We start from the raw sequence: 24397 nt of genomic DNA on the forward strand, positions 1-24397 counted from the left end.
GAAGGGGGCCGGGTGCGCATGCACCCGGCCCCCTCCACGTCGGATTCGGGTCAGCCGACGTTCAGCGTGAACGAGCTCACCGTGCCGGTCGTGGGCACCGTGATGTCGAACCGCGTCTGGCCGCTCGCGCCCGCGGGGACCGCGAACGTGACGGTGGCCTTGCCGATCTCGTCGACCGTCGGGGTGTAGGCCCGCACGACCGGAGCCGTGGCGAGCTGCGCTCCACCCTGCGAGATCACGACGGTGCCGGCCGCCGTCTCGCTGCGGCTGAAGTCGAGCGACGACAGCAGCACCGTGACGGTCTCGCCCGGCGCGTAGGTGCCGTCGCCCTGGACGTCGACGCCGACCGCGCGCTGGGCGGTGTCGGGCTTGACCGTCTGGTTCGGCGCGGCCGCGAGATAGTCGACCATCGACTCGAGGTCGATCTTGCCGGAGTCGGCCTTGTTCGTGCCCTTGCCGAGGGTGAAGAAGTTGTCACCACCGGCAGCGAGGAACGAGTTCGCCCCCACGAGGTACGTCGCGGACAGGTCGATCAGCTCACCGTTCAGGCGCATCTCCGTGATGTGCGGCGATCCGGGCGGGACGGTGGGGTCGTAGGTGTACGTGAACTCCTTGTTGACACCGAGCTTCAGGAACGGACGCGACGATCCGGTGGGCTGCCACTGCTCCTCGAGGACCTGCTTGATCTGCGCTCCGGTGAGGTTCAGCGTCACGAGGGTGTTCGCGAACGGCTGCACGTTGGCCGCCTGCCGGTACGTGACCGTGCCCGAAGCCAGGTCGGCGCGGAGGCCGCCCGGGTTCATGAAGGCGACGTCGACCTTGTCCTGGCGATCCTCGTTCAGCGACCAGAGCTGCGCATCGGCGACCAGGTTGCCGAGCGTGGACTCACCGCCGCGGTTCTCGGGGAACGACGAGGCACCGGCCGGGTCGGAGGCGACGGCTCGACCGAACGCCCCGTCGGCCGTGCCGAGCGGCACGCTGCCGAGCTCGTCGGCGACCTTCACCGCGTCGTCGACGATGGGCTTCACGGCCGGGTCGTCGGCGAAGAGCGGCGTGGTGCCGTCCATGAGGCTGAAGATCTCGTTCTTCATCGTGAACGTCTTGGTCTTGCGGTCCCACTGGATGTCCATCTTGCTGAACCGCTCGCCGTACTGTCCGCTCGAGATCACCGGCATGGGCGCGTGCTTGAACGCCGGCGAGTCCGCGGTCGTGATGACGTGGTTGTAGGCGAGGTGCGTGTGGCCCGAGACGACCGCGTCGACGTTCGCATCGACACCGAGCACGATCTTGCCGAAGCGCGAAGCGCCGTCGACCGCCGACGACTTCTCGACCGTCGCAGCACCCTCGTGCACGAGGGCCACCACGATGTCGGCCTCGCCGTTCTCGTCGTTGCCGTCGCTCAGCTGGTCGGCCACCCGGTTGATCGCCTCGGTCGGGTCCTCGACCGTGATGTCGGCGATGCCGGCCGGGCTCACGAGCGACTCGAGCTCGTCGGTGACCGCACCGACGAAGCCGATGGTCACACCGTCGAACGTCTGCGTGAAGTACTCGGGCAGGGCGGCGTCGCCCGTCGCCTTGTCACGGATGTTGGCACCGAGGTACTCCCAGTCGGCCATCGGCATCACGCGCTCGGTCAGGTCTGCGAAGCCCTGGTCGAACTCGTGGTTGCCGACCGAGCTGACGTCGAGACCGGCGGCGTTGAGCGCCTTGATGGTCGGCTCGTCCTTCTGGATGAACGACGTGAAGGTGGAGGCGCCGATCATGTCGCCGGCGGCCGCGAACACGGTGTTCGGGTTGCCGGCGCGGATCTGCTTCACCGCGCTCGAGAGCGCCGCGATGCCGCCCGACGGGGCCGACTGCTCGATGCGACCGTGGAAGTCGTTGACCGTGACGAGGTCGATGTCGACCTTGCCGGGCACGGCCTCCGAGCCGACGCCGACGAGGATCGGGTCGTGGTCGCTCGAGCGGAACGGCGTCGCCTCGGCCACCGTCTCTGCGGCGGGGCCCCAGTACTCGCGACCGGCCCACTCGGGCGAGTTGATCGACCAGACCGCGGCCTTCTGCACCCGGCTCGCCGCGGCGGGCGAGGCGATCACGTGGTCGAGCGAGCCGAGCTCGCCGTCGAACGAGTAGGTGTACTGACCGCGCGCCCTGCTGAACACGAGGTCGGTCCAGCCCGCGTCGGTGAAGACCTTGATCGGGTCCTCCTTGGCGTACGAGTTGAAGTCGCCCACGAGGTAGATCGCGTTCTTGCGGTCCTCGGAGAGCGAGTTCGCGAACGCGAGCAGCGACTCGGCCTGCTTCACGCGCTCGTCGTTGAAGGCGTCCTGCCCGGGCTCGGGCGACGGGTCGGTGCCGCTCTTCGACTTGAAGTGGTTCGCGATGACGGTCACGAACTGCTTGCCGTACTTGAACGTCTGGGCGATCGGCTCGCGCGCGATGTCCCACACGGTCTCGTCGATGATCGTCTGCGCCTCGCCGCTCGGCTTCACCGTGGCGGGCTTGTAGATGATGGCGTTCGTGATGACGTCGGTGATCGCGGCGTCGTGCAGCGCCTCAGGCGTCGTCACGTACTTCCACGTGCCGGCACCCGCCGCGCTGTTGAGCCCCGCGACGAGGTTCGCGAGCGCCTCGTCGGGCGTCTCGCCGAGCGCCGCCGAGTTCTCGATCTCCTGGAGCGCCACGACGTCGGCGTCGAGGCCGTTGATCGCCTGGACGATCTTGGCCTTCTGCACCGCGAACTCCTCTGCGGTGTCCGCGCCGCGCGCCTCCGAGTTCTCGGACGTGAGCGTCGTGAAGTAGTTGAGCACGTTGAACGACGCGACCGTGATGTCGCCGCCGACCGCGGGAGCGGTGGTGGGACGCGGGTTGCCGATGACCTTGCCCGCGGCGTCGACGCTCGCGAACGTCGGCTTCACCGAAGCCGGGCTCGCGTCGTTGATCGGGGTCCGCGGCTGCAGGCGCCACTCGTTGAAGCCCCAGCCGAGCACGTAGCCCGACGCAGGGAAGCTCGCGACGTCGCCGTTGCGCACGACGGTGCCCTTCGTGAAGTAGGGCTGGTCGCCCGGGTGAGCCGGGTTGTCGGTGCCGTTCGAGTTGCGCACGGCGATGCTGTAGCCGTCGTCGAGCAGGATGCGGCTCGCCTTGTTCGCCGCGGCGATGTCGCTCGCCGCCTTGGTGCCCGGGCGCTGCGTCTCGGTCGACTTGACCGGCATGGCGGTGCCCGCGTTCAGCCAGAGCTCGCCGAACCGATTGAGGTTGTGGCTCGAGATGACCTTGTAGGTGCCGTCGGGCACGACGAGCATTCCCTCGAAGACCTCGCGCGCCGCGTTGCCGACGGCCGTCGCGGGGAGCTTGGTGGGCGCGGGAAGCCCTGCATCCGCCTGCACGAGCTCGACGTCGGCCGCCGTGGCGGGCCGGAGCTGGGTCTGGCCGTTGAACTCCTCGACGGTGCCCGTGACGCGCACCTTGTCGCCGATCTCGACGCCGGGGTTCTCGCCGTGGAGATAGACGAAGACGCCGTCGGAGGCCTTGGGCGTGGTGTCGGGGCCGGGAGTCTGGATGAAGATGCCGTCGTAGCCGCCGACGCGGTGGTCGGCCGTGACGACGCCCTCGGTCACGACGGCCTGGCCGACGAGCGGGCTCGCGGCGACGTCGGTGCCCTGGATCTGGGCGATCGTCTTGGCGACCGGCAGCACCGGGCCGCCCGGGCTGCCCGAGTTCTGCGGCGTCGGGGTCGCCGTGAAGGAGAAGTCCTTCGAGTTGTCGTCGGTGTCCTTGAAGTTCGTGCGGACGATGCTGCCGGGGTCGGAGTTGGAGCCCGGGTAGGCCGCGGCGGCCGTCTCGAAGTTCAGCGAGCCGCCGTAGCCGACGTAGTCGGCGACCTGCGGGTTGTTCACGACCGAGCCGTTGCCCGGGTTGATCGCCGAAGCGGTCTTCGCGAGGAAGAGCGAACCCGTCGTGCCGCTCGGCGCCACCGAGAACGAGGCGTCGGGGGTGGGCAGCGCCGCACCGGTGCCGCCGTTGCTGTTCAGGCCGATGAGGTAGTACCCGCCCGACTCGATGGTGCCGGTCAGTGCGCCGACCCCGCTCGAGGCGCCGGTGCTCGTCGCCGAGCGGTACTGGATCGACCACCCCGAGAGCGAGACGTCGGCATTCGTCGGGTTGTAGAGCTCGACGAACTTGTTCTGAAACGGCTGGTTCGCGCTGCCGCCGCGCGCGTAGACCTCGTTGATCACGACACCCGAGCCGTCGACCGCGGCGAACGCGGGCGCGGCGCCGAGCACCCCGGCGACGAGCGAGCCCGCAGCGGCCAGGGCCACCGCGGACAAGCAGTTGATTGTGCGACGTTGCATGACTCTCCTCATAGGACGATCACACCTCCACCTCGGATACGGCACCGAGTCGAGCGCGCCGGCGGCGGGGCGATGTCCCGTAGCCTATGACCGGCCTCAGGCCCTGCCAAGGGGATTCAGGCCCCGTTCGCCGCGATTTCATAACGGAATCCGTGACTGCTGCTCAGATGAGCAGAGCCCCCGATCAACCCCGCGCGAATGAGCAACGACGGCGCCCGATACGCTGGATCGACCATGCTGACCGCCGTCCTGTCGCTCACCGGAGCCTTCGTCTTCGGCTCGGCCGACTTCCTCGGCGGACTCGCGGCGAAACGCCTCGGCGCGGTGCTCGCGACGGCGGTCTCCGGGCTCGCGGGCCTCGTCGCCCTCGCCATCGCGGCGCCGCTGATCGGGGGCGTGCGCGCCCCGGCCGACCTCTGGTGGGGCGCGGCGGCCGGCGTCGCCGGCGCGGTCGCGATCGGCCTGCTCTACGCGTGCCTCGCGATCGGGCCGATGTCGATCCTCTCGCCGCTCACCGCGCTCGTCTCGGCCGTCGTGCCCATGGCCTGGGGGCTCGCGACGGGCGGCTCGCTCGGCCCCCTCGCGTACTGGGCGCTCGGCATCGCGCTCGTCGCAGTCGTGCTCGTGGGCTTCGTGCCCGAGCGCGGCGCGGTCAGGCCGAGCATCACCGGCATCGTGATGGGCATCGGGTCGGGCGCCGCGATCGGGGCGTTCTTCATCATCATCGACCAGACCGCCGACGAGAGCGGGCTGTGGCCGCTGCTCGTCAACAGCGCGGTGACCGCGGCGATCATGTTCGCGGTCGCCGGGGCGCTCGCACTGCTGGCGCGGTCGCGGGCGGCGAGGATGCCTCGGCGCGACGACGCCCAGCTCGACGCCGTCGCCGCGGACCGCCGGACCGGCCTGCGCATCGCGATCGCCTGCGGGCTCGTCAACGCTGCCGCCAACACGCTCCTGCTGCTCGGCATCCGCGCCGGTGAGCTGGCGATCGCGGCAGTGCTCGGCGCCATGTACCCGGCCGGCACCATCCTGCTCGCAGCGCTCGTGCTGAAGGAGCGCATCGCGCCCGTGCAATGGGCCGGCCTCGTGCTCGCGCTCGTGGCGGCGGGCATGCTCGCGGTCGCGTGAGGGCGCGACCCGACCATCTCCACCGGTCGGGCAGCGCCCGACGACATCGGACGCGTATCGAAACCACTGACCCGGTCTCGGCGAGGGCTCACCGGGTCGAGGCGCGTCGCGGCTCCGCGCAGGAGCTCCTCAACCAGCCGCCGAACGTCAGAGCCTGACGACCTCGGTGACCCGCACGACGGCGACGCCCTCCTCGGCCGACGCGTCGAGGTCGACGTCGGCTCGGATGCGCCAGTCGTGGTCGCCGGCCGGGTCGTCGATGGTCTGCTCGACCCGCCACATGCCGCTCGAGGCATCCGACTCGTCGATGGCGACCATGCGCGGCGACCTGGCCGCCGGCCCCGTGCCGATCTCGTCGTGCTCGGCGTAGTACCGGTCGAGCGCGCCGGGCCAGTCCGCCTCTGGGTCGAGCTCGGCGAGCTCGTCGTCGCGCTCGAGGGCCGCGAGCTGCACCCGGCGGAACAGCTCGTTGCGCACGAGGACCGTGAACGCGCGCCGGTTCGTGACGACCGACGGGGGCGCCGGCGGGACGACGGCCCGCTCGTCCTCGGGCAGGTGGGCGGCCGGATCGATGAGCTCGGCCCACTCGTCGACGAGGCTCGAGTCGACCTGGCGCACGAGTTCGCCGAGCCATTCGATGAGGTCGTAGAGCTCCTCGTCCTTCGCGTCGTCGGGCACCGTCTGGCGCACGGCGCGGAACGCGTCGGAGAGGTAGCGCAGCACCAGGCCCTCGCTGCGGGCGAGCTGGTAGTACGAGACGTATTCTCCGAACGACATGCTGCGCTCGAACATGTCGCGCACGACCGACTTCGGCGAGAGCTCGAAGTCGCGCACCCACGGCTGGCTCGACGCGAAGGTCTCGAACGCCTGGTGCAGCAGTTCGTCGAGCGGCTTCGGCCAGGTCACCTCCTCGAGCGCCTCCATGCGCTGCTCGTACTCGATGCCGTCCTGCTTCATGGCGGCGACCGCCTCGCCACGCGCCTTGAACTGCTGCTGCGAGAGGATCGGCCGCGGGTCGTCGAGCGTCGACTCGATGATCGAGACGACGTCGAGGGCGTAGTGCCCGGTTCCGACGCCGTCGTTCGCCGTGCCGGTCGACGCGGGGTCGAGCAGCTCGATCGCCGCGAGCGCGAACGGCGACAGCGGCTGGTTGAGTGCGAAGTTCGGCTGCAGCTCGACGGTGAGGTGCAGCTCGACGCCGAGCCCGCCGCCCGCCGAGTGATTCCGTTCCGACCGGGTGTGGCCGTCGGCACGGGCACCGTCGGCGGAAACGGACACGCTCGACGAAGCGACCGGCGCGATCACCACGACGCCCGCGTCGCGCAGCGTGCGCAGGATCTCGAGCGCACGGCGCGCGAGCTCGAAGCGGCGGGCGCGCGTCTCGTGGTTGTCGAACACGAGGGCGCGGATGTCGCCGACGACGTCGCCGCCGCGCGCGATCACGTTGATGAGCATGGCCGCCGTGAGCTGCAGGTGCGGCGTGAGCGCCTCGGGCACGGCGGTGATGAGCCGGTCGAACGAGACCTCGCTCCAGGTCACGAAGCCCGCCGGGGCCTTCTTGCGCACGACCTTCTTGAGCTTCTTCGGGTCGTCGCCGGCCTTGCGCAGTGCGACCTCGTTCTCGATCTCGTGGTCGGGCGCGAGCACGACGACGGTGCCCGCGGTGTCGTACCCGGCGCGGCCGGCCCGCCCCGCGATCTGGTGGAACTCGCGCGCGCTGAGCTGGCGCATCCGCTGGCCGTCGAACTTCGAGAGCGCGGTGATGAGCACCGAGCGGATGGGCACGTTGATGCCGACGCCGAGCGTGTCGGTGCCGCAGATGACCCGCAGCAGGCCGCGCTGGGCGAGGGTCTCGACGAGCCGGCGGTAGCGAGGGAGCATCCCCGCGTGGTGCACGCCGATTCCCGCCCGGACGAGCCTCGAGAGCGTCTTGCCGAAGGCCGTCGTGAAGCGGAACCCGCCGATCGCCTCGGCGATCTCGTCGCGCTGCTCACGCGTGACGACGCGGATCGACGACAGTGCCTGCGCCCGCTCCATCGCCGCCGCCTGCGAGAAGTGCACGATGTAGACGGGAGCCTGTCGGGTCGCGAGCAGGTCTTCGACGGTCTCCTGCACCGGCGTCTTCGCGTACGAGAAGTGGAGCGGGACGGGGCGTTCGACACCAGTGACCTGCGCGGTGGGCCGGCCGGTGCGCCGCGAGAGGTCGTCGGCGATCGCCTCGACGTCGCCGAGGGTCGCCGACATGAGCACGAACTGCGCCCGCGGCAGCGTGATCAGCGGCACCTGCCATGCCCAGCCGCGGTCGGGGTCGCCGTAGAAGTGGAACTCGTCCATGACCACCTGGTCGACGTCGGCGTCGGCGCCGTGACGCAGCGCGAGGTTCGCGAGGATCTCGGCGGTGCAGCAGATGATCGGGGCGTCGGCGTTCACCGAGCTGTCGCCCGTGACCATGCCGACGTTCGCCGCCCCGAAGACCTCGACGAGCTGGAAGAACTTCTCGCTCACGAGCGCCTTGATCGGCGCCGTGTAGTACGAGCGGCCACCGCGGGCGACGCACGTCGCGTGGGCGGCGACGGCGACGAGCGACTTGCCGGTGCCGGTGGGCGTCGAGAGGATGACGTTCGCGCCCGACACGATCTCGATGGCCGCCTCGTCCTGCGCCGGGTACAGGGCGAAGCCGCGGTCGTCGGCCCACTCGACGAAGGCGTCGTACATCGCGTCGGCATCGTACGGGCGCGGCGCGCGGTCGAGCAGGGGCTGGGTCATCCGTCGAGTCTGTCACGGCACGCCGCCTCGCCCGCTCGCTGGACTCCCGACCGGTCCTGACATCGGAGGTATCGCCACTGGCATTCGCCGGATTCATTGACGCCTGCGAAGAATGCCCCTAGCGTAAGCCGCGATAGATCCGATGTTTATGCCGGTTCTCGGCTCGCCACGCACGACGGACAAGGGAGTTCCCCAGTGTCAGAACAGATCGCCGCACCATCGCGCCCGCCCCGACGGGCGCGCCGCCTCCTGCAGACGATCGCCGGCGCAGGACTCGCCGCGCTCGCCCTGTCGACCCTCACCGCCGTGCCGGCGCACGCCGCCGAGGCCGTCACGGTCTACGTCGCCCCGGACGGCGACGACGCCGCGACCGGCGACTCGGCCGAGGCATCCGTGAAGTCGCTCGCGCGGGCGCAGGAGCTCGTGCGCGACGCTCTCCCCGGCGGTGCGCCGGTCACGGTGCAGCTCGCCGAGGGCGAGTACTACCTCGACGACACGCTCGCGCTCACGAACGCCGACTCGGGCAGCGAGGCGGCCCCCGTCCGCTGGGTCGGCGCAGGCGACGGCGCGACGCTGAACGGCGGGCGCAAGCTCACCGGCGCGTGGACGCCGACCGCATCCGACCCGGGCGTCATGGTCACCGACGTGCCGGCCGGCATCGACTTCGACGAGCTCTTCGTCGACGACGCCCGCCAGGTCATGGCGCGCTACCCCAACTGGGACGCAACGGCCAAGCGCCTCGAGGGCACGACCACGATGGCGACGCTCAACACCCGCTCGGCCGGCTGGGCGGAGCCGACCACCGGCTACGTCAGGGCGATGCACTGCCACGACTGGGGCAGCGTGTCGTTCACGATCGAGGGACGCAGCGCCGATGCCCTGCAGCTCGACTTCGTCGGCGACAACAACCGCCCGCAGGACTGCGGCTCGGGCCTGCCGATGAACAGCGGCGCCGTGATGGTCGAGAACATCCGCGAGGAGCTCGACGCCGCGAACGAGTGGTATCTCGACCGCGAGGCGAACAAGCTCTACCTGAAGCCCGCCGCGGGCGTCGACCTCGGCGCCGCGACCGTCGAGGTCGGCGAGCTCCACGAGCTCGTGACGCTCACGGGCGACTCGCCCGCCGCCCCGATCCACGACATCGCCTTCGAGAACCTGGCCTTCGAGCGAACCCACCGCACGCTCTTCGACAGCACCTTCGAGAGCCTCGCGCGCGGCGACTGGTCGGTCGTCCGCAAGGGCGCGGCCACCGTGAAGAACAGCCGGGACGTCACGTTCGCCGGCTCGTCCTTCACCGACCTCGGCGGCAACGGCGTCTTCCTCGACGGGTACAACAGCGGTACGAAGATCACCGCGAGCCGGTTCGAGGACAACGGCGCCACCGACGTGCACGTCGTCGGATCCCCCGCCGCCGTGCGCGACTACGCGGGCAACTACTTCACGACCCCGCGCATCACCGATCTCGAAGCCGGACCGAAGACCGAGGACTACCCGCGCGACGTGCTCATCGAGGGCAACATCATGCGCAACAACGGGCGGTACGAGAAGCAGACGTCCTCCGTCAACATCTCGATGGCCCTCGGCGTCACGGTGCGCGGCAACTCGCTGTCCGACAGCCCGCGCGCCTGCCTGAACTTCTCCGACACCACGTGGGGCGGGCACCTCGTGCAGGACAACGACATCTTCGACTGCGTGCGCGAGACGGGCGACAACGGCTCGATCAACGCGTGGGGCCGCACCCGGTTCTGGAAGACGGGCGCCGCGAACAACGCGTTCGCGAGCCTCGCCGACGGCGTCGAGTTCATGGGCAACACGGGCGGCGCCCTCACCGCCGAGCAGGCGCGGGAGATGATGAAGCTCGACACGATCGAGCCGATCACGATCGACCACAACCGCTTCTGGCACGACGGCGACTGGGCGATCGACCTCGACGACGGCTCCTCGAACTTCGTCATGACGAACAACGTGCTGCTGAAGGGCGGCGTGAAGCTGCGCGACGGCTTCGACCGCACGCTCCGCAACAACCTCATCCTCGACGGGTCGACCTACGAGCAGGTGAGCTACATGCCCGGCGGCGACGAGATCGACCACAACATCACGCTCGGACGCATCCCCTACGACAACGTGCTCAACGACCCGGCCCGCGCCCAGTACGCGATCGGCAAGAACCTGTTCTGGAACGCGGGGGCGGCGATCGACATCCGGCCGCGCGGCGGCGTCACCGAGAAGCTCTCGGTCGATGGCAGCTCGCTCAACACTGCGACGAGCTGGTACGCGGCGGGCCTCGACCGCGATTCCAAGGTCGGCGACCCCGCATTCACGAGCACCGACCCCACGGGCGACTACGACTTCACCGTCGGGGATGCCTCGCCCGCGGTCGCCCTCGGCTACGAGAACATCCCGATGACGGGCTTCGGCGCACCGGGAGGCGCGCTGCCGCCCGAGGCGGTGCTCCCGACCGGCACCACGGCGCCCGACCCGATCGAGCTCGCGAGGCGCAAGTACGTCGAGCGGCTCTGGGGCGGCAGCATCGCGAACATCACCACGACCGCCGAGCAGTCGTCGTACGCGATCAGCGACTTCAAGGGCGTGAAGTTCGTCGCCGTTCCCGGCGGCAGCGTCGCGGAGGCCGCGGGCCTCAAGGCCGACGACCTCGTGCGCACGATCAACGGCACCGCCGTCACCGAGCAGCGGAACTCCTTCTGGCAGGCGTACAACGCGCTGCCCGCCGGCGAGCCGATCACGCTCGGCGTGCGACGCGCCTCGACCGACGTCACGATCACGCTCACCAAGCCGACCGAGCCCGAGCTGCTCAACAACACCTCGGGCGTCGTCTACCGCACGGCCGCATCGCCGACACGCGAGACCTGGCTCTGGCGCGACGCCGCGCGCGGCGGCGGCGGGGCCTGGCTCGACGACATCGACGCGACGCAGAACCTCGGCGACTCGTGGGAGTTGACGTTCCACGGCACCGGCATCGACGTGGTGTCGCAGATCAACAGCGACCTCGGCAACGTCGACATCAGCATCGACGGCGAGTTCCTGAAGACGCAGTCGTTCGCGAACCCGACCCGACTGCACCAGCAGACGGTGCTCTCGATCGACGACCTCGAGCCGGGCGTGCACACGATCAGCGGCACGATGAAGTCGGGCAGCTACATGATCGTCGACGCCTTCCGCACGCACCCCGTCGTGCCCGACGGAACTGCGCCGACGGTCGCGCTCGCCACCTCGCCCGACGTGCCCGAGAGCGGCTGGTTCACGGGCGGGGTCACCGTCACCGCGACCGCGACCGACGAGGTCGACGCGGCGCCCTCGATCGAGATCTCGACCGGGTCCGGCTGGCAGCCCTACACGGGGGCGATCGCGATCACCGCCGAGGGTGCGACCACCGTCACGGCCCGCGCGACCGATGCATCGGGCAACGTCTCCGACGAAGCCACGCTCACCGTCCGGCGCGACACGGTCGACCCCGTCACGACGGCGAAGGTCGACACGAAGAAGCGCATCGTGACGTTGGCCGCCACGGACGCGACGTCGGGCGTCGACCGCATCGAGTACCGCACCGGCGACGGCGGGTTCCAGCCGTACTCGGGCCCGATCCAGGTCGGCAAGTCGGTGACGACGATCGAGTACCGCGCGGTCGACGCGGCGGGCAATGCCGAGACGTCGCGCACGCTCGAACTCGAGCGCAAGGCGGGGCCGAAGGGCTGATCGCGGGAGAACGGGGAAGCCGGCCCGCACCTCGTTTCGGGTCCGAGGTGCCGGCCGGCCGCGATCGCCGTCGTCCGCGGTGACAGTTCCCCCTGCAATGCCGCGGCGACGATCTGAGGTCAACGCTACGCAGCGGCCGCCCGTCGAGGATCAGGGTTGTCCCTGAACCTCGGCGGGCGGCTCGCGTGCGGCCGGGTCACGCTCCCGCGAGCGCCGACCTGGCTGCCGCCGTCGCCATGCCGACGATCGCGGCGCGCCGCCGCCCGACCCGCGCGGCGCGACCGGCGGCGCGTCCGCCGGCACCCGGCACGAGCAGCTCGTCGAGCTGCGCGAGCACCGGCCACCCGTTGACGAGCGTGACGATCGTGAGCAGCAGCTCGCCGGCGGTGTCGCGGTCGACCCCGGGCAGCATGCCGGCGAAGCGCTCGGCCTTCTCCTCGTGGTAGCGGCGGCGCTCCGCACCCGCTGCGGGCGCGGTGCCGAGTTCGAGCCCCTCCCAGGCGACGAGCCTCGGGATGACTCCGTCGGCGATGTGGTGGTCGAAGAGCCTGCCGGCGTAGTCGCCGACGGCCTCGGGGCCCTCGCCCGTCATCGGCACGTCGTCCATCGTGGCCCGGAGCCTCGTCGCGAGGACCGTCTCGAACAGTTCGTCCTTCTTGCCGAAGTACTGGTAGATGCGCTCCTTGTTGACCCCGGCCGAAGCCGCGATGCGATCGATGCGCGCCCCAGCGAGGCCGTGCGCGCTGAACTCCTCGGTCGCCGCGTCGAGCAGGAGGCGTTTCGTGCGCTCGGTGTCCCAGGCCATGCGGCCATCCTAGCAATTTCCAACTGAACAGTTGCGATTCAACCCTCGTCGTGCTTCAATTACAACCATTCAGTTGGAAATTGAGGAGCAGCACCCATGGACACCACCGTCCCGACGCATCCCGTCGCCGCCCAGGCCCCCGCACCCACAGGCGCACCCACAGTCGCACCCGCACCCGCCGCGCCGCCCTCCGTCCACGTCCGGGCGATCATCACGTGGCTGGCGATCTTCCCCCTCGTCGCCGTCGGCATGCTCGCGCTCGCACCGGTCGCCGAGTCGTGGCACCCCGTGCTGCGCGCGCTCGTGCTCACGCTCGTCGTGGTGCCGACGGCGGTCTACGTCGTCGTCCCGCAGCTCATGCGCGGCTACGGCTCGCTCCGCCGCCGCGCCGCCCGACGCCGCGCCGCCCGCCGCTGACTCAGGGCCGGAGCGTCGGCCGCCAGACCCCGCGCGGGTCGCCGCCCGTCACCAGCTCGACGAGCGCCTCGAGCAGCCGGAAGGGCAGCAGCGCCGCGAGCTGCACGAGCACGAGCGGCCCCAGCAGGGCGATCGAGAAGGTCAGCGTCGCGACGAGTCCCGCCAGCCGGCCGTGCACGAGCACGGCGAGCGCGACCACCGGCCAGGCGAGCAGCCAGGCCGGGTACCAGAACGCGGCGACCGAGGCCGCGACGAGCACGAGCGCACCGACGACGGCCTGCACCACGAGGGCCCACCCCCGGGCTCCGCCGAACCAGCGCTCGCGATCGGCCGAGACCCACGCCCACATGAGCCGGGCCCGCAGGCGCGGCACGCCCTGCTCGCGCAGCGCCGTGCGGAACACCCGGTCGTCCTCCCGCCGCTGCTCGAGCGCCGCCCGTCGGTCGCCGAGCGCGTCGGCCTCGCGCGAGCGCGCGTCGTGCAGCACGGCCGGCGCCGACTGGCGCCCGTAGCTCGCGATCATGCCCCAGAGCGGCGTCGGCACCGAGGCGAGGTCGGTCGAGAAGCCGGCGAGCGGCGGGGATGCCTCGCCGCGGGCGGGCACCCGATACCGGCGACCCGTCTCGGGGTCGAGGTAGGCGAACGCCTCGGTCAGCTCGAACCGCGAGGCATCCGCCGGTCGTTGCGCGAGCCCCAGCTCGGCGAGCGGTGCACCGTCGTCGGCGAGGAACGGCATGGGCGACCTCCTTGGCTCTCCCCCATCATCGCGCCCGGCGCCGTCATCCCAGGGAGTGCACGAGCGCGAGCCCGAGCAGCACGGGCAGGCAGCCGAGCGTCGTGATGAAGACCGTGTCGCGCGCGACGATCTCGGCGGTGTCGTAGCGCTGCGCGTAGTTGAACACGTTCTGCGCCGTCGGCAGCGCCGCGAGCACGGTGACCGCGTACAGGGCGGTGGCATCCAGGCCGAAGACGAATCGGCCGAGCAGCGACGCGACGACCGGCATCGCCACGAGCTTCAGCGTCGTCGCGAGCAGCACGTCGCGCCGGCCGGTGCCGGCCGCGAGCAGGCGCTGGCCGTTGAGCGACATGCCGAACGAGATGAGCATGAGCGGCACGGCCGCGTGCCCGATGAGCTCGACCGGCTCGAGCACGATCGGCGGCAGTTCGATGCCGGCCACGGCGACCGCGACGCCGAGCAGCGAGCCGACGATGATCGGGTTGGTGAACGTCGACCGCACGATCTGCCACGCCGAGGTCCTGCCCTGCACGCGGGCGCCGAGGATGGCGAGCGCGACCGGAGCGAAGAGCAGCAGCTGCAGCAGCACGATGGGCGCCGAGTACGCGGCGTCGCCGAGCATGTACACCGCGATCGGGATGCCGAAGTTGTTGCCGTTGACGTAACCGGAGGCGAGCGAGCCGATCACCGTGCGCTCGAGGCTGCGTCGCCAGGCGAGCATCGACACGACGCCGAAGACGACCATCATCGTCACCGCGGCGAGCGCGGAGACCGGCAGCAGGGCCGAGAACAGGGCCCCGACGTCGGCCGTCGCGAGCACCGAGAACAAGAGGAACGGCGCGAGCACGCTGAAGTTCAACCGGGCGAGGATCGGCCGGGCCTCGGGGCCGACGACGCCCGTGCGGGCCGCGAGCCAGCCGACGAACACGGCGAGCGCGATCACCGCGAAGCCCGTGAACACCGATCCCATCGGTTCGAGCCTATCCGGGAGGCCTCCGGCGCGCGTCGGGACGGTCGCCGCGCCCGCCTCGACCCGCCGGGGCACTGGCCCCGGGCCCACGGTGCGACCTAGGCTCGGTAGCGGCAGGCGGAGTCGAACGGGGTGGAGACGATGGCCGGAGCTCACGGGGCGGTTCCCCTCGAACTCGTCGACCGGTGGTGGCGCGCCGCCAACTACCTGAGCGTCGGGCAGATCTACCTGATGCGGAACCCCCTGCTCGACGAGCCGCTCGTGCCGGCTGACATCAAGCCGCGCCTGCTCGGCCACTGGGGCACCTCCCCCGGGCTCAACCTCGTCTACGCCCACCTCAATCGCGCCGTCGTCGAGCGGGGCACCCCGACCCTCTACGTCTGCGGGCCGGGTCACGGCGGCCCGGCGATGGTCGCGAACGCGTGGCTCGACGGCACCTACTCCGAGCTGTTCCCGGACGTGACGGGCGACCGGGCGGGCATGGCGAGGCTGTTCCGGCAGTTCTCGTTCCCCGGCGGCATCCCCTCGCATGCGGCGCCCGAGACGCCCGGCTCGATCAACGAGGGGGGCGAGCTCGGCTACGCCCTCATGCACGCCTACGGGGCGGCGCTCGACAACCCCGGGCTCGTCGTCGCGTGCGTGATCGGCGACGGCGAGGCCGAGACCGGGCCGCTCGCCGCGAGCTGGCGCGGCCACGCCTTCCTCGACCCGACGACCGACGGCGCGGTGCTGCCGATCCTGCACCTCAACGGCTACAAGATCGCGAACCCGACGCTGCTCGCACGCATCCCCGAGGCCGAGCTCGTCGACTTCTTCCGCGGCAACGGCTACGAGCCGCTGCTCGTCACGGGCGGCTTCGACAGCGAGGACCCGATGTCGGTGCACGCGCGCCTGGCCGACGCGATCGACGTCGCGTACGACCGCATCGCCTCGATCCGGGCGGATGCCTCGGCCGGGGCCTTCGCGTCGGCGGCGGCGCGGTGGCCGGCGATCGTGCTGCGCACGCCGAAGGGCTGGACCGGTCCCGGCGTGGTCGACGGCGTGCAGGTCGAGGGCACGTTCCACGCGCACCAGGTGCCGCTCGCGGAGGTGCGCGAGAACGCCGAGCACCTCGCGATGCTCGAGGGCTGGCTGCGTTCGTACCGCCCCGAGGAGCTGTTCGACGAGGCGGGCCGGCCCGTCGCCGAGCTCGACGCGATGCGGCCGCGCGGCGAGCTTCGCATGAGCGCGAGCCCGCACGCGAACGGCGGCATCGTGCGCCCGATCGACCTGCCGCCGACCCGGCCGCGGGCCGTCGACGTGGCGCCGGGCGAGCGCGGCGTCACGGGCGAGGCGACCCGGGTCTTCGGCACCTGGCTCGCCGATGTGCTGCGCGAGAACCCCGGCACGTTCCGGCTGTTCGGCCCCGACGAGGTGCTGTCGAATCGGCTCGGTGCCGTCTTCGAGGTCACCGACCGCGTGTGGGCCGAGGCGATGCTCCCGCTCGACGAGCACCTCGCCCGGCGCGGCCGGGTCATCGAGGCGCTCAGCGAGCACCTCATGCAGGGCATGCTCGAGGGCTACCTGCTCACCGGCCGGCACGGGCTCATCACGAGCTACGAGGCGTTCATCCACATCGTCGACTCGATGTTCAACCAGCACGCGAAGTGGCTCGAGTCGGCACGCGAGGTGCCGTGGCGGGCCGACGTCGCAAGCCTCACCTACCTGCTCTCGTCGCACGTCTGGCGCCAGGACCACAACGGCTTCTCGCACCAGGACCCCGGGTTCCTGAACGTCGTCGTCAACAAGCAGGCCGAGATCGTGCGGGTCTCGCTGCCGCCCGACGCGAACACGCTGCTCGCGACCATGCGCCATGCGTTCGGCACCCGCAACCGGGTGAACGTCGTGGTCGCCGGCAAGCAGCCGCAGCAGCAGTGGCTCTCGCCCGACGAGGCCGACGCGCACGTGGCCGCCGGGCTCGGGGTGTGGTCGTGGGCGGGCAACGAGCCCGGGTTCGATCCGGCCGACCCCGAGGCGTCCGAACCCGACGTGGTGCTCGCGTGCGCGGGCGACGTGCCGACCGTGGAGGCGATCGCCGCGGCACAGCTGCTGCGCGAGCGCCTGCCCGAGCTGCGGGTGCGGCTCGTCAACGTGGTCGACCTGATGCGGCTGCAGGACCTGTCGCGGCATCCGCACGGCCTGACCGACGACGAGTTCGACGCGATCTTCACGCGGTCGGCGCCGGTGGTCTTCGCGTTCCACGGGTACCCGTCGCTCATCCACCAGCTCGCGTATCGCCGCACGAACCACGCGAACCTGCACGTGCGCGGCTTCGCCGAGCGCGGCACCACGACGACGCCGTTCGACATGCTGCACCTCAACGACCTCGACCGCTACCGGCTCGCCCTCGACGTCGTGCGCCGAGTGCCCGGGCTCGCGTCCCGGCCCGGCGTCGCCGAGGTCGCCGAGGAGTGGCATGCCGCCCGCGTCGCCGCGCGCGAGTACGCGTACGAGCACGGCGAAGACCCGGGCTGGATCACGGAGTGGCGCTTCGAAGCACGGCCCGACTGACCGGAATGCACGGCTCGATGTCTGGAACCCGCGGTCGAGTAAGGGATCCTGACTGATAGCCTCGGCGCGTGCCCACCGTCTCCCGCGCCCGCTGGTCGCTCATGGCCCAGTTCGCCCTGTTCGGCTTCATCCAGGTCTCGTGGATGAGCCGCATGCCGTCGATCCGCACGGCGCTCGACATCAGCGCACTGCAGCTCGGCTCGCTGCTCATCATCGGCGGCATCGGCTCGCTCATCGGCGCGCTCACGATCGGGGCGATCGTCGCCCGCTTCGGCAGCCGCAACGTGCTCGTCGCGGGCACCGTCGGCAACGTGGTCGGGTTCGGGCTGGATGCCGCGGGCCTGACCGGCTGGGGGCTCGGATTCTTCGTCGCCGGCATGTTCGTGAACGGGCTCTGCGGCGCCTTCGTCAACGTGCCGATCAACATCAACGCGGCCGCGGTCGAGCAGCGGCTCGGCCGGGCGGTACTGCCCCAGTTCCACGCCGCCTTCTCGATCGGGGCGGCCGGCGGGGCGCTCATCGCCGGGGCCTTCGCGTTCGCCGAGGTGCACGTCGCGACGCAGGTCGTCGTCGTGACGGCGGCGGTGACCGTGCTTCGGGCGCTGCTCATCACGCCGTCGACGGCGTACACCGCTCGCCAGCCCGTCTCGACCGCGACCGGTTCGGTCGACGCCACGGCCACGGGCGCGCGCAACCGGCAGGCGGTGCGCTCGGCGCTCGGCGCCTGGCTCGAGCCGCGCACGCTGCTGCTCGGCGTCGTGCTGCTCGCCGCGTCGCTCGCGGAGGGCGCCGCGACGACGTGGCTCACGCTCGCGGTCGTCGACGGGTTCGCGTCGACCGAGGCGATCGGCGCCGTCGCGTACGGCACGTTCGTCGGGGCGATGACGGTGTTCCGCTTCGTCGGTACCGGGCTCATCGACCGGTTCGGCCGGGTCGCCGTGCTGCGCGCGTCGGGCGTCTCGTCGCTCGTCGGTCTCGCCCTCTTCGTCTTCGGGCCGAACCTCGCGATCGCATGGGTCGGCATCGTGCTGTGGGGCTGCGGCACCGCGCTCGGCAACCCGATCGCGATCTCGGCGGCGTCCGACGACCCGTCGAGGGCGGGGCAACGGGTCTCGGTCGTGACGTCGTTCTCGACGATCTCGTCGCTCGCCGCGCCGCCGCTGCTCGGGCTCCTCGCCGACGAGGTCGGCGCCCGCTACGCGCTGCTCGCCGTCGGTGCGGTGATGATCCTGAGCCTCTCGGTCGCGGGGCAGGTGCGGCGCCGGCCGGCCGAGGTCACGACTGCCGCGACCACGAGCACCGGCTCGACCGCCGCGGTCGACGCCTGAGCCGCGGCTCGCGCACCGGCCCGTCGCGCCCGCACCGGGCGCACTCGGTGCCCGCTCGATCAGGGCGGTGTCGGCCGGCCGCGGCATGATGGGCGGCATGGCGACGACGAAGTTCGACCCCAAGCGCGAGATCGCGAGCTACACCGCGCGGCGCGGCCGATTCGACCTCGTCGAGGTGCCGCCGCTCCGGTACGCGATGGTCGACGGCCGCGGCGACCCGAATACCGCACCCGAGTACGCCGCGGCGGTCGAGGCGCTCTACGCCGTCTCGTACGCGGCGAAGTTCGCCCTGAAGCGCGAACTCGATCGAGACCACGTCGTGGGTCCGCTCGAGGGCCTGTGGGGCGCCGACGACCCGGCGACGTTCGTCAGCCGCGAGAAGTCCGCCTGGTCGTGGACGATGATGATCTGGCAGCCCGACTGGCTCGAGCTCGAGCGGTTCGAGGCCGCGGTCGCCGAGGCCGCCGCGAAGGCGCCCGCCGCCTCGCGGGTGCGGCTCGAGACCCTCGACGAGGGCCTCAGCGTGCAGACCCTGCACATCGGCTCCTACGACGACGAGGGGCCGACGCTCGCGCGACTGCACGACGAGTTCATGCCGGGGCACGGCCTGCGCTTCAACGGGCTGCACCACGAGGTCTACCTCGGAGACCCGCGCCGCACGGCCCCCGAGAAGCTGCGCACGATCCTGCGGCAGCCCGTAGCCCGCGCGACCTGACCACCCGCCCGGGTCGCAGCGCGCGCCACGATCTCGGAGATCCGCAGCCCTTCGGATCCATCCGACGGATGCGTCCGAGGCCGTGACGATCTCCGAGATCGTGGCGCCGCATGGCGGCCCGCTCAGCCCTCCTGCTCGGCACCGAAGCGCTGCCGCGCCTCGACGGGGATGAGCGGGCGCTCGGCACGGGCCTTGATCTGCTGCACCGCCCACGAGTTGCCGTCGGGGTCGGCGAAGCCGAAGAAGGTGCCGCCGTCGCGCTCGTCGAACACCACGATCTCGCTGCACTCGACGCCGCGCCCGACGAGCTCGGCCCGGGCCGCCTCGGCGTCGGCGACGACGAGCTGCAGGCCCTTGAGCGAACCGGGGGCCATCTCGCGCTGGGTCGGCAGGTCGCCGACGACGATCGAGCATCCGGATCCGCGCGGAGTCAGCTGCGCGACATCCATGTGCTCGTTGACGGTGTGGTGATCGAGCTCGAAGCCGACGCGGTCGCGGTAGAACTCGATCGCGCGATCGATGTCGGCCACCGGAACGATGACCACCTCGAGGGTCCAGTCCATGATGTGCTCCGTTTCGTCGTGTGTCGCCGGTTCGCCGAGCAGGTCAGGCGACGAGCGACTCGAGGCGGGCGTATCCCTCGGTGACGCCGCGCTCCATGCCGCTCGCGACCATGCCGTCGCGGCTCTCGACGGTCGGGTAGACCGAGTGGATGCGGAGCTTCGAGCGCCCGCCGCCGAGGTCCTCGAACGTGAGCGACTCGATCGCGACGACGTCGGGGTACCCCTCGAACTCGAAGGTCTGGATCGCGAGCTCGTTGTCGCGCACCGAGTGGAACGTGCCGTTGAACGCCCAGTCGGCGCCGTCGGTGTCGGTGTGCACGTAGCGGTACCCGCCCTGGGAGACGAAGTCCCAGCGCTCGATGCTCATCTCGTAGCCGTTCGGCCCGAGCCACTGCTTCACGAGCGCCGGGTCGCGGTGCGCTTCGAACACCGCCTCGACGGGGGCGTCGAACTCGCGCTCGATCTCGATGAAGGGCAGCCCCTCGGGGGCGGTGATGGTGACGGGGTTCGTCATTGTCCTGTCTCTTTCGTGTGCGGCGCGGCCGGTCGGCCGCGCTCGGAGATGTCGCCGACCTGGTCGGCTTCGGATGCCGCGACGTCGGTGCCGCGGTCTTCGGCGAGCAGCGCATCCAGTGAACGGAACTGCTGCTCGTGGATCAGCCGGTAGCGGTCGATCCACGCGGTGAGGGCTTCGAGGGCCGCCGGGTCGAGGTGCACGGGGCGACGCTGCGCGTCGCGAGTGCGTGTGACGAGACCCGCGTGCTCGAGCACCTGGATGTGCTTCGAGACGGCCTGCTTGGTGATCTCGAACGGGTCGGCGAGCTCGTTGACGGTCGCCGGCCCGCGGCTCAGCCGGGCGATGATGCGCCGGCGCACCGGGTCGGCGAGAGCCATGAACGCGCGATCGAGCCGGTCGTCCGCGCTCGGGTCCACGATCATCACTCCTCCTCAACCTGTTCTTTGATCAACCGTTTGGTTGATTAAGAGTACGACGGTCGCACGTCGGCGTCAAGACCTCGTTCGAGATTCGTCCGGTCACGAGGCATCCCGGCCTGCGACGCCCCGGCGGCGCGGTGCGAACCGGGGCTTGCGGCGTGCGCGACGAGCGAGAATCATCGGCCCTGACCGCACACCTCGACGAAGGGACGCACCATGGCTCGGCTCAACCCGTACCTCAACTTCCAGGACGACGCCCGCGCAGCGCTCGAGTTCTACCACTCGGTGTTCGGCGGCGAGCTCACGATGAGCACGTTCGCCGAGTTCGGGCAGGCCGACGATCCGGGCGACGCCGACAAGATCATGCACGGCCAGCTCGAGGGCGACGGGGGTCTCGTGCTCATGGCCGCCGACACGCCGAGTCACATGCCGCCGGCCGCGACCACGAGCAACATCTCGGTCTCGCTCTCCGGCGGGCCCGAGGACGACGCGACACTGCGCGGCTACTGGGAGAAGCTCTTGGCGTCGGGGTCCGAGATCGTGCCGCTCGAGGTCGCCCCGTGGGGCGACGCCTTCGGCATGTGCGTCGACGGCTACGGCGTCACCTGGCTCGTGAACATCGGGGGCGAAGCCCAGGGCTGAGACGCCGACCCACGATGACGAGGCGTCCGGGCGCTCCGCCCGGGCGCCCTGGTGTTCGGGCGGCCTCGGCGGGCGACGCCGCCCGCGGTCAGCCCGCGACGGGCGCGGCCGTGTGCAGGGCGTCGACGACGGGCGCGAGTTCGGGCTGCGCGGACGCCTCGGCGAGCACTCGCTCGAGCGTCTCGTCGTGGATCGGGCGCGCGCGCTCGTAGAGCGCGCGCCCGGCCGGGGTCAGCTCGGTGTAGATGCCGCGCCGATCGTCGGCGCAGAGGATGCGGGTGAGCAGGGCGCGGTCCTCGAGCCGGTTGACGAGGCGGGTGGTCGCGCTCGGGCTCAGCGCCGTGGCACGGGCGAGCTGCTGCATGCGCATGTGCCAGCCGTCCTGCCGGTTCAGCGCGTCGAGCACCGTGTACTCGACGACCGACAGGTCGACGGCCGAGCCGAGCGCCCGCTCGAGCTCTGATTCGATGAGCCCGTGCAGGGCCGCGAGCGTGCGCCATCCCTGCGCACGCACCTCGACGGCGTCGTCGGCGATGCCCATGGTGCCTCCTTCGAAAAATAGTTGCTTGCGCTTTCTATTTGCGTGTGCAAGTATTTAGGTCGCTCACGCAATAGAACGCGTCTGCAACTAATTGTCTTCCACTGTATCAGGAGGCGGCGCATGCCACTCGGACTCATCGCACTCGCCATCGGCGGTTTCGGCATCGGGCTCACCGAGTTCGTCATCATGGGCCTGCTGCCGGAGGTGGCCGCCGACTTCGGCGTGAGCGAGGCCGCGGCCGGCTGGCTCATCTCCGGGTACGCGCTCGCGGTCGTCGTCGGCGCGCTCGGCCTCACCGCGGCCACCGTCCGCCTCCCGAGGAAACCCGTGCTCATGGGCCTGCTCGTGCTCTTCATCGCAGGCAACGCGATCTCGGCGATGGCCCCGAGCTACGAGCTCATGATGACCGGCCGCATCGTCGCCGCCCTCTGCCACGGCGCGTTCTTCGGCATCGGCTCGGTCGTCGCCGCGAGCCTCGTCGCCCCAGAGAGGGCGGCCGGCGCGATCGCCGTCATGTTCACCGGCCTCACCGCCGCCAACGTGCTCGGCGTGCCGTTCGGCACCTTCATCGGCCAGCAGTTCGGCTGGCGCGCGACCTTCTGGGCCATCTCGGCCATCGGGGTCATCGCCCTCGTCGGCGTCGCGGCCCTCGTACCCGTCGCCCGGGCCACCGGCACGACGACCTCGGCCCCGAGCCTGCGTCGCGAACTCGGCGCCTTCCGATCCAGCCAGGTCTGGCTCTCGCTCACCGTCACCGTGCTCGGCTTCGGCGGCATGTTCGGCGCCTTCACCTACATCGCCTACACGCTCACCGAGGTCAGCGGCTTCGCCGCGGGCACCGTGCCCTGGCTGCTCGTGCTCTTCGGCGCCGGCCTCGTCGTCGGCAACTGGGCCGGCGGCCGGCTCGCCGATCGCTCGATCGACGGCACCCTGCTCGCCTTCATCGCCGCCCTCGTCGTCGTGCTCGCCCTGTTCGCCTGGCTCGCGTTCAGCCCTGCCGCGACGATCGTGCTGCTGGTGCTCATGGGCGCGTTCGGCTTCGGCACCGTGCCCGGGCTGCAGAGCCGCATCATGCGATACGCCGCCGGGGCGCCGACGCTGGCCTCGGGCGCGAACATCGCGGCCTTCAACCTCGGCAACGCGCTCGGCGCATGGGCGGGCGGCGCCACGATCGCGGCCGGCCTCGGCTACACGTCGCCGATCGCGACGGGCGCCGTGATCACCCTCGCGGCGCTCGCCGTGATGACCGTCGCGGCGGTGACCGCGCGACGCGCCGGCGCCGCGTCGGCCTCGAGGCGGGATGCCTCGGCGCAGGCCGGCCCCGCGACCTCTCCGACCCCCGCTGCGGCTCACTGAGCCCCGCCCGACCACCCACCACGGAAAGCGAAACCATGAACCCCACCGTGCCCACGGCCACCCTCAACAACGGCGTGCAGATGCCGCAGCTCGGATTCGGCGTCTACCAGGTGCCCGACGCCGACACGACCGCCGCGGTCGCCGCCGCACTCGAGGCGGGCTACCGCAGCATCGACACCGCGGCGATCTACGGCAACGAGACCGGCGTCGGCCGAGCCCTCGCCGAGTCGGGCCTCGCCCGCGACGAGCTGTTCGTGACGACCAAGGTCTGGAACTCCGACCAGGGCTTCGACCAGACCCTGCGCGCCTTCGACGAGAGCCTCCGCAAGCTCGGGCTCGACCGACTCGACCTCTACCTCGTGCACTGGCCGACGCCCGAACGCGACCGCTACGTCGACACCTGGCGGGCGCTCGAGCGGCTCTACGCCGAGGGTCGCGTGCGTGCGATCGGCGTCTCGAACTTCGAGCCCGCGCATCTCGAGCGGCTGATCGCCGAGACCGACGTCGTGCCCGCCGTCAACCAGGTCGAGCTGCACCCCGCCATGCAGAACCGCGCCACCGTCGCGGCGAACACGCGCCACGGCGTCCTCACCGAGGCGTGGAGCCCGCTCGCGCAGGGCGCCGTGCTCGGTGAGGACGCGGTCACCGGCATCGCCGCCCGCCACGACGTCACCCCGGCGCAGGTCGTGTTGCGCTGGCACCTGCAGCAGGGGCGCATCGTGATCCCGAAGTCGGTCACGCCGTCGCGCATCGCGGCGAACCTCGACGTGTTCGGGTTCGACCTCACCGCCGCCGAGCTCGACGCGATCGACGCGCTCGAGCGCGACGGTCGCACCGGCCCTCACCCGGCGGAGTTCCACGCGGCCTGACCGCCT

The 24397-nt window shown here is 71.2% G+C and carries 18 protein-coding genes; 9 read left to right on the top strand and 9 right to left on the bottom strand.

The genetic code is table 11. From position 1 onward, the window contains the following. Window positions 1-50: 50 nt before the first annotated feature. Complete coding sequence (locus ACFWGP_RS07075) at window positions 51-4355, bottom strand: ExeM/NucH family extracellular endonuclease (protein ID WP_376930507.1); 4305 nt, start codon at window positions 4353-4355, stop codon at window positions 51-53. 234 nt (window positions 4356-4589) lie between these two features. Here ACFWGP_RS07075 and ACFWGP_RS07080 point away from each other — a divergent pair, with 234 nt between their 5' ends. After that, window positions 4590-5483, top strand: coding sequence for an EamA family transporter (locus ACFWGP_RS07080; protein ID WP_376930508.1), 894 nt, complete (start codon window positions 4590-4592; stop codon window positions 5481-5483). 147 nt (window positions 5484-5630) lie between these two features. On the opposite strand, the gene ACFWGP_RS07085 is transcribed toward ACFWGP_RS07080, so the two are convergent. After that, the gene (locus tag ACFWGP_RS07085; RefSeq protein ID WP_376930509.1) at window positions 5631-8249 is read right to left on the bottom strand and encodes a DEAD/DEAH box helicase; all 2619 of its coding nucleotides are present in this window, start codon (window positions 8247-8249) and stop codon (window positions 5631-5633) included. Window positions 8250-8444: 195 nt separating this feature from the next. Between ACFWGP_RS07085 and ACFWGP_RS07090 the strand changes: the two genes are divergently transcribed. Then, window positions 8445-11963, top strand: a complete 3519-nt coding sequence (locus ACFWGP_RS07090) for an OmpL47-type beta-barrel domain-containing protein (protein ID WP_376930510.1) — start codon at window positions 8445-8447, stop codon at window positions 11961-11963. A 196-nt stretch (window positions 11964-12159) separates the two neighbouring features. Here ACFWGP_RS07090 and ACFWGP_RS07095 read toward each other — a convergent pair whose 3' ends face one another. After that, window positions 12160-12768 (bottom strand): TetR/AcrR family transcriptional regulator, encoded by a 609-nt coding sequence (locus ACFWGP_RS07095; RefSeq protein WP_275505373.1) that lies wholly within the window; start codon window positions 12766-12768, stop codon window positions 12160-12162. A gap of 96 nt (window positions 12769-12864) precedes the next feature. Between ACFWGP_RS07095 and ACFWGP_RS07100 the strand changes: the two genes are divergently transcribed. Continuing rightward, window positions 12865-13185, top strand: coding sequence for a hypothetical protein (locus ACFWGP_RS07100; protein WP_275505372.1), 321 nt, complete (start codon window positions 12865-12867; stop codon window positions 13183-13185). Between the two features lies 1 nt (window position 13186). Here the strand turns inward: ACFWGP_RS07100 and ACFWGP_RS07105 are convergent, their stop codons facing one another. Both ACFWGP_RS07105 and ACFWGP_RS07110 read right to left on the bottom strand, forming a co-directional pair. Beyond that, complete coding sequence (locus ACFWGP_RS07105) at window positions 13187-13921, bottom strand: DUF1353 domain-containing protein (RefSeq protein ID WP_231429956.1); 735 nt, start codon at window positions 13919-13921, stop codon at window positions 13187-13189. Window positions 13922-13964: 43 nt separating this feature from the next. Then, the gene (locus tag ACFWGP_RS07110; protein ID WP_376930511.1) at window positions 13965-14891 is read right to left on the bottom strand and encodes an AEC family transporter; all 927 of its coding nucleotides are present in this window, start codon (window positions 14889-14891) and stop codon (window positions 13965-13967) included. A gap of 141 nt (window positions 14892-15032) precedes the next feature. Here ACFWGP_RS07110 and ACFWGP_RS07115 point away from each other — a divergent pair, with 141 nt between their 5' ends. The 3 genes from ACFWGP_RS07115 (at window position 15033) to ACFWGP_RS07125 (ending at window position 19484) form a co-directional block, all read left to right on the top strand. Next, complete coding sequence (locus ACFWGP_RS07115; RefSeq protein ID WP_376930512.1) at window positions 15033-17441, top strand: phosphoketolase; 2409 nt, start codon at window positions 15033-15035, stop codon at window positions 17439-17441. 68 nt (window positions 17442-17509) lie between these two features. Next, a complete protein-coding gene (locus ACFWGP_RS07120) occupies window positions 17510-18769 on the top strand; it encodes a sugar MFS transporter (protein WP_275505368.1) in 1260 nt (419 codons plus the stop codon). 97 nt (window positions 18770-18866) lie between these two features. Further along, window positions 18867-19484 (top strand): GyrI-like domain-containing protein, encoded by a 618-nt coding sequence (locus tag ACFWGP_RS07125; protein ID WP_231429952.1) that lies wholly within the window; start codon window positions 18867-18869, stop codon window positions 19482-19484. A 122-nt stretch (window positions 19485-19606) separates the two neighbouring features. On the opposite strand, the gene ACFWGP_RS07130 is transcribed toward ACFWGP_RS07125, so the two are convergent. From ACFWGP_RS07130 to ACFWGP_RS07140, 3 genes are read right to left on the bottom strand one after another with little or no spacing between them, the layout of a single operon-like run. Continuing rightward, entirely contained in the window at window positions 19607-20047 is a 441-nt protein-coding gene (locus tag ACFWGP_RS07130) for a VOC family protein (protein WP_275505367.1), read from the bottom strand. A 43-nt stretch (window positions 20048-20090) separates the two neighbouring features. After that, window positions 20091-20561 (bottom strand): SRPBCC family protein, encoded by a 471-nt coding sequence (locus tag ACFWGP_RS07135; RefSeq protein WP_231429950.1) that lies wholly within the window; start codon window positions 20559-20561, stop codon window positions 20091-20093. Then, a complete protein-coding gene (locus tag ACFWGP_RS07140) occupies window positions 20558-20986 on the bottom strand; it encodes a helix-turn-helix transcriptional regulator (RefSeq protein WP_231429949.1) in 429 nt (142 codons plus the stop codon). The genes ACFWGP_RS07135 and ACFWGP_RS07140 overlap by 4 nt, the downstream gene beginning before the upstream one ends. A 213-nt stretch (window positions 20987-21199) precedes the next feature. Here ACFWGP_RS07140 and ACFWGP_RS07145 point away from each other — a divergent pair, with 213 nt between their 5' ends. Next, window positions 21200-21625 carry a VOC family protein gene (locus tag ACFWGP_RS07145; RefSeq protein WP_275505366.1) on the top strand — a complete coding sequence of 142 codons (426 nt, stop codon included), beginning with the start codon at window positions 21200-21202 and terminating at the stop codon, window positions 21623-21625. Between the two features lie 88 nt (window positions 21626-21713). Here the strand turns inward: ACFWGP_RS07145 and ACFWGP_RS07150 are convergent, their stop codons facing one another. Next, the gene (locus ACFWGP_RS07150) at window positions 21714-22166 is read right to left on the bottom strand and encodes a MarR family winged helix-turn-helix transcriptional regulator (protein ID WP_231429947.1); all 453 of its coding nucleotides are present in this window, start codon (window positions 22164-22166) and stop codon (window positions 21714-21716) included. 120 nt (window positions 22167-22286) lie between these two features. Between ACFWGP_RS07150 and ACFWGP_RS07155 the strand changes: the two genes are divergently transcribed. Continuing rightward, window positions 22287-23522, top strand: a complete 1236-nt coding sequence (locus ACFWGP_RS07155; RefSeq protein ID WP_376930513.1) for an MFS transporter — start codon at window positions 22287-22289, stop codon at window positions 23520-23522. A gap of 35 nt (window positions 23523-23557) precedes the next feature. Next, window positions 23558-24391, top strand: coding sequence for an aldo/keto reductase (locus tag ACFWGP_RS07160; RefSeq protein ID WP_275505364.1), 834 nt, complete (start codon window positions 23558-23560; stop codon window positions 24389-24391). Window positions 24392-24397 lie beyond the last annotated feature (6 nt).

The organism is Agromyces sp. NPDC127015 (assembly GCF_042725165.1).
Taxonomy (GTDB): Bacteria; Actinomycetota; Actinomycetes; order Actinomycetales; family Microbacteriaceae; genus Agromyces; species Agromyces chromiiresistens.